This window comes from Actinosynnema sp. NPDC059797, from assembly GCF_042732085.1.
Lineage (GTDB): Bacteria > Actinomycetota > Actinomycetes > Mycobacteriales > Pseudonocardiaceae > Actinosynnema.
Genome location: NZ_JBHWIE010000314.1, coordinates 1 through 8,429, shown reverse-complemented (window position 1 = coordinate 8,429; position 8,429 = coordinate 1). Strand labels below are relative to the sequence as shown.

Annotated in this window: 5 protein-coding genes; all 5 read left to right on the top strand. The window is 75.1% G+C overall.

Annotated elements, in window-relative coordinates:
- Positions 1 to 905 (top strand): acyl carrier protein (locus ACFV4N_RS35555; protein WP_499677051.1); only part of this gene is annotated, 905 nt, incomplete at its 5' end.
- The gene (locus tag ACFV4N_RS35550) at positions 902 to 5,101 is read left to right on the top strand and encodes a type I polyketide synthase (protein WP_499677050.1); all 4,200 of its coding nucleotides are present in this window, start codon (positions 902 to 904) and stop codon (positions 5,099 to 5,101) included. The genes ACFV4N_RS35555 and ACFV4N_RS35550, both read left to right, overlap by 4 nt.
- Positions 5,101 to 6,447 (top strand): crotonyl-CoA carboxylase/reductase, encoded by a 1,347-nt coding sequence (ccrA, locus tag ACFV4N_RS35545; RefSeq protein ID WP_499677049.1) that lies wholly within the window; start codon positions 5,101 to 5,103, stop codon positions 6,445 to 6,447. The genes ACFV4N_RS35550 and ccrA overlap by 1 nt, the downstream gene beginning before the upstream one ends.
- Positions 6,444 to 7,454: a 3-oxoacyl-ACP synthase III family protein gene (locus ACFV4N_RS35540; RefSeq protein WP_499677048.1), complete on the top strand. Its 1,011-nt coding sequence runs from the start codon at positions 6,444 to 6,446 to the stop codon at positions 7,452 to 7,454. Before ccrA ends, ACFV4N_RS35540 begins: the two co-directional genes overlap by 4 nt.
- Entirely contained in the window at positions 7,451 to 8,329 is an 879-nt protein-coding gene (locus ACFV4N_RS35535; protein ID WP_499677047.1) for a 3-hydroxybutyryl-CoA dehydrogenase, read from the top strand. Before ACFV4N_RS35540 ends, ACFV4N_RS35535 begins: the two co-directional genes overlap by 4 nt.
- Positions 8,330 to 8,429 lie beyond the last annotated feature (100 nt).

The window sequence follows — 8,429 nt, the reverse complement described above, 5'->3', positions numbered from 1 at the left end:
GGGGCGTCGGCAACCAGTCCGCGTACTCGGCCGCCAACGCCTACCTCGACGCCCTGGCCCGGCAGCGGCACGACCGCGGCGGCCGCACCGTCTCGGTGGCGTGGGGCCCGTGGGAGGCCGGCATGCTCACCCACGACGAGGAGCTGGCCGACTCGCTGCGCCGCGGCGGCCTGCCGCTGCTGCCGGTGGACGCCGGCCTGGCGACCCTGGACCGGGTCCTCGCCGAGGACGAGCCGTGCCCGGTGGTGGCGAGGGTCGACTGGGCCCGGTTCCACCCCCGGTTCACGTCGCTGAGGCCCAGCCCGCTGCTGGCCGACCTGCCGGACGTGCGCGCGCTGTCGACGGCGGAGTCCCCGAGCCCGGCCACCCGCGGCGCGGCCCTGGTCGAGAAGCTCAGCGCGCTGCCCGAGGAGGACCGGGAACCGGCGGTGCTCGACCTGATCTGCTCGCACGTCGCGGCCGTCCTCGGCCACGACTCCGCGGAGCGGGTCGACCGCAAGCGGGCCTTCAAGGACGTCGGCTTCGACTCGCTGCTCGCCGTCCAGCTGCGCAACCGGCTCAACGCGGCAACCGGGTTGCGGCTGCCGGCGACGCTGGTGTTCGACTACCCGAACCCGACGAGCCTCGCCTCGTTCCTGCGCTCCGAGGTGGCCGGCAGCGTGCCGTCACCGGCGGACGCGGCGCTCGCCGAGTTCGACCGGCTGGAGGCGTCCCTCGCCTCGGTGTCGACCGGGGACGCGGAAGTGCGCGACGTGCTCGTCGGCCGCGCGCGAGAGCTGCTCAGCCGGCTCTCGGGCCCGGCGCCGGCCGCGGACGCCGAGGACGACGTGGCCATGCTGACAGCGGCCTCCGATGACGAGCTGTTCAGCTTCATCAACACGCAGCTCGGCCGCCAGGACCAGTGACCCGCGCACCCGCGGTGACCGTGCTGTCGCGTCGGGGAGAGGTCGAGGAGCAGATGGACAACGAGGACAAACTGCGGCGCTACCTGAAGGTCGTCACGGCGGACCTGGTGCAGGCCCGCAAGCGGTCGGAGGAGCTCGAGCGGCGGGCCGGCGAGCCGATCGCGATCATCGGCATGGCCTGCCGCTACCCGGGCGGCGTGCGCTCACCGGAGGACCTCTGGGAGCTGGCGGTCACCGGGCGGGACGCGATCACCCCGTTCCCGGACGACCGGGGATGGGACCTGGACGCGCTCGCCGACCCCGACCCGGACCCCCTGGGCGCCAGCTCCACCCGGCAGGGCGGCTTCCTGCCCGACGTCGCGGACTTCGACGCCGGGTTCTGGGGCATCTCGCCCCGCGAGGCCATCGCCCTGGACCCGCAGCAGCGACTGCTGCTGGAGACGTCGTGGCAAGCCCTCGAACGGGCCCGGATCGACCCGCACTCGCTGCACGGCAGCGCGACCGGCGTGTTCGTGGGCCCGAGCGTGACGGACTACGCCGCCCTGCTGGCGCGCTACCCGGCCGGGTTCGAAGGGCTCCTGCTCGGCGGCCTGGCCGGAGCCATCATCTCCGGCAGGATCTCCTACCTCCTGGGGCTGGAGGGGCCGGCGGTGACCGTCGACACCGGTTGTTCCTCGTCGCTCACCGCCCTGCACCTCGCGGCGGGGGCGCTGCGCGCCGGTGACTGCTCGCTCGCCCTGGTCGGTGGCGTTTCCGTGCTGGTCACGCCGGGCTCGTTCGTCGAGTTCAGCATCCAGCGCGGACTCGCCCCGGACGGCCGGTGCAAGTCCTTCGGCGACGCCGCGGACGGCACGTCCTGGGCCGAGGGCGTCGGCATGGTCGTGGTCGAGCGGCTGTCCGACGCCCGCCGCCACGGGCACCCGGTCCTGGCGGTGCTGCGCGGCTCGGCGATCAACCAGGACGGCGCGTCGAACGGCCTGACCGCGCCGAGCGGCCCGTCCCAGCAGCGGGTGATCCGGCGTGCGCTGGCCGCGGCCGGGCTCACGTCCGCCGACGTCGACGCCGTCGAGGCGCACGGCACCGGCACGACGCTGGGCGACCCGATCGAGGCGCAGGCGCTGCTGGCCACGTACGGGCGCGACAGGCGGCCCGGTCGCCCGCTGTACCTGGGCTCGCTGAAGTCCAACCTGGGCCACAGCCAGTCCGCCGCCGGGGTGGGCGGTCTGATCAAGACGGTGATGTCGCTGCGGCACGGCGTGCTGGCGCCGACGCTGCACGCCGACCCGCCGTCCACCGAGGTCGACTGGACGGCGGGCGACGTCGAACTCCTGCACGAGTCGCGACCGTGGCCGGAGACGGGGGACCGGCCCCGTCGTGCGGCCGTCTCCGCCTTCGGCATCGGCGGCACCAACGCGCACGCCATCCTCGAGGCGGTGCCCGAGGAGGACGCCGGGCGCGAGGGCGACGGCGTCGCGCACCGCGCGCTCGCGGCCGTGCCCTGGCCGGTCTCCGGTCGCACCGCGGCCGCCCTGCGCGCCCAGGCCGCGCGGCTGGCCGCCTTCCTGGCGGACCGGGCCGAGCCGGCCGACCCCGCCGACGTCGGGTACTCGCTGGCCACCACGCGCGCCGCCCTGGAGCACCGCGGCGTGGTCGTGGCCGCCGACCGGGACGGCCTGCTCGCCGGGCTCGGCGCACTCGCCCGGGGCACACCGGGCACCGGGGTCACGACGGGCGCCACCGTGCGCGGGCGGTTGGCCTTCCTGTTCACCGGGCAGGGGGCGCAGAGGCCGGGCATGGGCCGTGAGCTGTACGCGGAGCACCCCGTCTTCGCCGAGGCGTTCGACGCCGCCTGCGCGCACCTGGACGGTCCGATCGGCCGTTCGCTGCGCGACCTGACGTTCGCCGAGGACGACCCGCGGGGCCTGCTCGACCGCACCGGGTTCGCCCAGCCGGCCCTCTTCGCCGTCGAGACCGCCCTGTTCCGGCTCGTCGAGTCGTGGGGCGTGCGCCCGGACTTCGTCGCGGGGCACTCCATCGGCGAGGTCACCGCCGCGCACGTGGCCGGGGTGCTGTCGCTCGAGGACGCCTGCGCGCTGGTCGCCGCGCGGGCACGGCTCATGCAGGGCATGGCGCCCGGCGGCGCGATGGTCGCGGTGCGCGCGGCCGAGGAAGACGTCCTGCCGATGCTGGACGAGCCGGACCTCGTGTCCGTCGCCGCGGTGAACGGTCCCGCCTCGGTGGTGCTCTCCGGCGACGGGGAGGCGCTCGCCGCACTGGTGGAGAGGCTGGCCGACAAGGGTTTCCGCTCGCGCGAACTGCGGGTGAGCCACGCCTTCCACTCACCGCGGCTCGATCCGATCCTCGCCGACTTCCGGTCGGCCGTCGAGGGCTTGTCGTACGCCGCGCCGCGCATCCCGATCGTGCCGCTCGCGCCGGGCGACGCCGACCGGGGCGAGCGGATGCGCTCGGCGGACTACTGGGTCGCCCAGGCCCGTGCGGAGGTGCGGTTCCAGGACGGTGTCGTGCGCCTGGCCGAGGCCGGCGTCACCACCTTCCTGGAACTCGGGCCGAACGGGGTCCTCACCGCCCTCGGCCGGGACTGCCTGCCGCCGGCCGGTCCGGACGTGCCGGACCGGGTCTTCGTGCCCGCGCTGCGCCGGGGCCGCGCCGAGCCGGCCGCGCTGATGGACGCGGTGGCCGCCCTCTTCGTCCGCGGTGCGCCGGTCGACTGGCGCGCGGTGTACGCGGGCACCGGCGCGGCCCACCTCGACCTGCCCACGTACGCCTTCCAGCGCCGCCGCTACTGGCTGGTCGACCACCTGCCGGCGGGCGCGAGCCTGCTGGCCCACCAGGGCGTCGTCGGCGGGGAGGGCGCCCCGCCGCCGGACGCCGCGCCGGCCGAGGCGATCCCGGAGGCGCCCTCCGTGCGCGGCAGGTTGGCCGATCGCCCGCGCCGGGAATGGGCGGAGGTCCTGCTCGCCGAGGTGCGCGACCAGGTGGCGCAGCTGATGGGCTACGACTCGATCGAGGACGTGGACGCCCAGCGGGGCTTCGCCGAGCTGGGCTTCGACTCGCTGACCGCGGCCTGGATGACCGAGCGGCTGGGCGCCGTCACCGGCCTGGAACTGCCCCCCACCCTGGTGGTCGACCGGCCGACGCCGTACGCGGTCGCCACGTACCTGGCCGATCGCTTCGCCGCGCTGGACGACCTCGGACCACCCCCGGCCGCCCCCGCCACCGCACCGGCGGGTCCATCGCCGGCACCGGCGGGTGCGTCGCCGGCGGGTCCGTCGCCGGCGGGTCCGTCGCCGGCGGGTCCGGCACCGACGAGGCCACCCGTGACCGAACCGCTGCCGGCGCTGTTCGCCCAGGCCTGCGCCCAGGGCCAGGTGCGGGACGGGTTGGACCTGCTGGCCGCCGCCGCCCGGCTGCGCGTGGGCACCGGCTCGCCGCCGACGAGGGAACCGGTCAGCTTCTCCCGGGGGCTCCCGGGCCCGACCCTGGTGTGCATCCCGTCCGTGGTCGCGCCCAGCAACGTCTACCAGTACGCGCGGATGGCCGACGCGCTGCGCGCGACGCACAACGTGGCCGTGCTGCCGTTGACGGGCTACGCCGACCACGAGCCCCTCCACCCGACCCGGGCGGACCTGGTCGCCGCGGTCGCCGAGGCGGTCCGCCGCAGCGTGACCGGGCCGTACGTCCTCGTCGGGTACTCCTCCGGCGGCTGGATCGCGCACGCGGCGGCCGCCCGGCTGGAGGACCTGGGCACCGCGCCGGAGTCGCTCGTGCTGCTGGACAGCCACCCGCCCGGCAGCACGGGCCTGGCCGAGGTCCAGTCCGACCTGCTCGGCGACGCGTACGCCGGGTGGACCGCGGCGCAGCCGCTGCGCGGCGCCGAGCTGACCGCGATGGCACACCACCTGCGGCTGTTCGACGACTGGGCGCCCAGCGAGATCGGCGGCGTGCCGACGCTGCTGCTGCGCGCCGCCGAGCGGATGGGCGGCCGACCCCGCACGGGCGAGCGCTGGCAGGCCCACTGGGGTCCCGACCACGACGCCGCGGACGTGCCCGGCACGCACCTGAGCATGATCGACGAACACGCCGCGAGCACCGCCTCGGCGATCACCGGCTGGCTGGCCCGACGGCCCGGGCACCTCCGCCGCCCATCGACGGATGAGACTTCTGGGGAGCGATGATGACGACACTGTCGGAGACCGTGCTCGGCGGCGGGACGCCCGAGGAGCTGCTGCGGGCGCCGGTCCCCCGGTCCTACCGGGCGGCGCACCTCAGCGCCGAGGACACCGACATCTTCCTCGGCGTGCAGGACAAGGACGTGCGGAAGTCGCTGCGGGTCGGCGACGTGCCCATGCCCGAGCTGGCGCCGGACGAGGTGCTGATCGCGGTGATGGCCAGCGCCGTCAACTACAACACCGTCTGGTCGGCGATGTTCGAGCCGCTGCCGACCTTCAAGTTCCTCAAGCAGTTCGCCCGCCAGGGCGGCTGGGCCGCGCGCCACGACCAGCCCCACCACGTGGTCGGCTCGGACTGCGCCGGCGTGGTCGTGCGGACCGGGTCGGGCGTGCGCCGCTGGAACGTCGGCGACCACGTGGTGGTCAGCCCGATCCAGGTGGACGACCAGGAGCCCGCCACCCACGGCGACGGCATGCTCGGCGAGGAGCAGCGCGCCTGGGGGTTCGAGACCAACTTCGGCGCCCTGGCCGACTACGCGGTGGCCCGCGCCAGCCAGCTGATCCCCAAGCCCGCCCACCTGACCTGGGAGGAGGCCGCGGTCAACCCGCTGTGCGCGGGCACCGCCTACCGCATGCTGGTCGGCCGCAACGGCGCCCGGCTCAAGCAGGGTGACGTGGTGCTGGTCTGGGGCGCGGCCGGCGGCCTCGGCGGCTACGCCGTGCAGTTCGCCAAGAACGGCGGCGCGACCCCGGTCGGCATCGTCAGCTCCCCCGAGAAGGCCGCCGCGGCCCGTGCCCTGGGCTGCGACATCGTCATCGACCGCAACGAGTTCGGGCTGCGCGGCGACCCCTCCGACGACCCGGCCGAGGTGGTGGCCATCGGCAAGCGGCTGGGCTCGCTCATCCGCGAGCGGGCCGGCCGCGACCCGGACATCGTGTTCGAGCACGTCGGCCGGGCCACCTTCGGCGTCTCCCTGTTCGTGGCCGCCCGCGGCGGCGTGGTCGTCACCTGCGGGTCGAGCAGCGGCTACCAGCACGTCTACGACAACCGGTACCTGTGGATGCGGCTCAAGCGGGTCATCGGCAGCCACGCGGCCAACATGCAGGAGCAGTTCGAGTGCGGTGACCTCATCAGCTCCGGCCGGATCAGGTCCACGGTGTCGGCGGTCCACCCGCTCACCGAGATCGGCGAGGCCGCCCGGCTCGTGCAGACCAACGGGCACCTCGGCAAGGTCGCCGTGCTGTGCCAGGCGCCGCGGGCCGGGCTCGGCGTCACCGACCCGGGACGGCGGGCGCGGTTCGGGGCCGACCAGCTCGCCCCGCTGATGAACCTCGCCGGGGCGACCCGGTGAGCACGCGCGCCATCGGGCTGCTGGGCACCGGCTCGTACCTGCCGGAGCGGGTGGTGACCAACGAGGAGGTCGCCGCGATGACGCCGGACGCCACCGCCGAGTGGATCCTGCGCAAGACCGCCATCAGCACCCGCCGCTGGGCCGCCGAGGACGAGGCCACCTCGGACCTCGCCGCCGTCGCCGCCCGGGCCGCCCTGGAGCACGCGGGCCTGTCGGCCGACCGCGTCGACTACCTGATCGTGTCGACGTCCACCGGCGACTTCCCGCAGCCGCCCACCGCCGGCCTCGTGCAGCAGCTGATCGGCGCCGCGAACGCGGCGTGCCTGGACATCAACACCGTCTGCGCCGGCTTCGTCTACGGCCTGGAGCTGGCCCGCGGCCTGGTCGCCACCCACCCCGGCGCCCGGGTGCTGGTCGTGGCGGCCGACCTGTACTCGCGGATCCTGGACTTCGGCGACCGGCGCACCTGCGTGCTGCTCGGCGACGGGGCCGGTGCGGCCGTGGTCGGCGAGGTGGCCGAGGGCCGCGGCATCCTCGGGATCGGCCTGGGCACCCACGGCGCGCACCAGGACCTGATCAAGGTAAACGCCGGCGGCAGCCGGTTCCCCACCTCGGCCCGGACCGTCGCCGACGGCGGCCACTTCTTCACCATGCGGGGCCGCGGCGTGCGGGACTTCGTCTTCGACACCGTGCCGCCGGCCATCGACGAGCTGCTGGCGTCGGTGTCGCTGGACGCCGACCAGGTCGACTTCTTCGTGCCGCACCAGGCCAACGGCGTGCTGCTGGACGAGCTGGTGGTCCGTTGTGGACTGAGCGGGGCGCACACCGCCAAGACCGTGGAGCAGTACGGCAACGTCGGCAGCGCCTCGGTCCCGGTGGCCCTGGACCACGTCGTCAAGTCCGGCCGGGTCCGGCCGGACGACGTGCTCGTGCTGTCGGCCTTCGGCGGCGGCATGTCCATGGGCAACTGCGTGATCCGGTGGTCCGGGGTCGGGGGTGCGCGATGAGCGTGGAGCGCGTCGGTGTCATCGGTTGCGGGGCCATGGGCGGCGGCTTCGCCGAGGTGTGCGCCCTGGCCGGGCTGCCCGTGCGGGTCGTCGTGCGCAGCGCCGACGCCGTGCGCCGGGGCCGGGAGCGGCTGACCGGGTCGCTGGAACGCCTGGTGCGCAAGGGGAGGATCAGCCCCGCGGACCGTGACGAGGCCATCGCCCGGCTCACCTTCTCCGAGCGGCTGGAGGACCTGCGGGACTGCCAGTTCGTCCTGGAGTCCGTCGCCGAGGACCTGGCCGTCAAGCAGCGCCTGTTCGAGCAGCTCGACGCCGTCGTGGCCGAGCCCGGCGCCGTGCTCGCCTCCAACACCTCGTCCATCCCGATCATGAAGCTGGCCATGGTCACCGGCGATCCCGGCCGGGTCGTCGGCGTGCACCTGTTCAACCCGGTCCCGGTCATGGGCCTGGTCGAGGTCACCCCGTCGCTGCGCACCAGCGGGCAGGCCCTGGCCACCACCCGCTCCTTCGTCACCGACGTGCTGGGCAAGGAGGTCGTGCTGTCCACCGACCGCCCCGGGTTCGTGGTCAACTCCCTGCTCATCCCGTACCTGATCTCGGCCGTGCGCATGCTGGAGTCCGGCGTCGCCTCCGCCGCCGACATCGACCGCGCCATGGTCCTCGGCTGCGGCCACCCGCTCGGGCCCCTGGGCCTCGTCGACCTGATCGGCCTGGACATCATCGCCTCGGTCGGCCGGTCGATGTACGAGGAGCTCAAGGACCCCCAGTACGCGCCACCCACCCTGCTGCTGCGCATGATCGAGGGCGGTTTCCTGGGCCGCAAGAGCGGCCGGGGCTTCCACGACTACTCACCCGCCGCCCGGGAAGCCGGCTGACCCCGACCACCGCCGGTCTCGACCACCGACGACCCCGACCGGCACTGACCCCGACCGCAGCGGAGGGCGCCGCGCGCTGGGGCTCCGGGGGCCCCCGCTA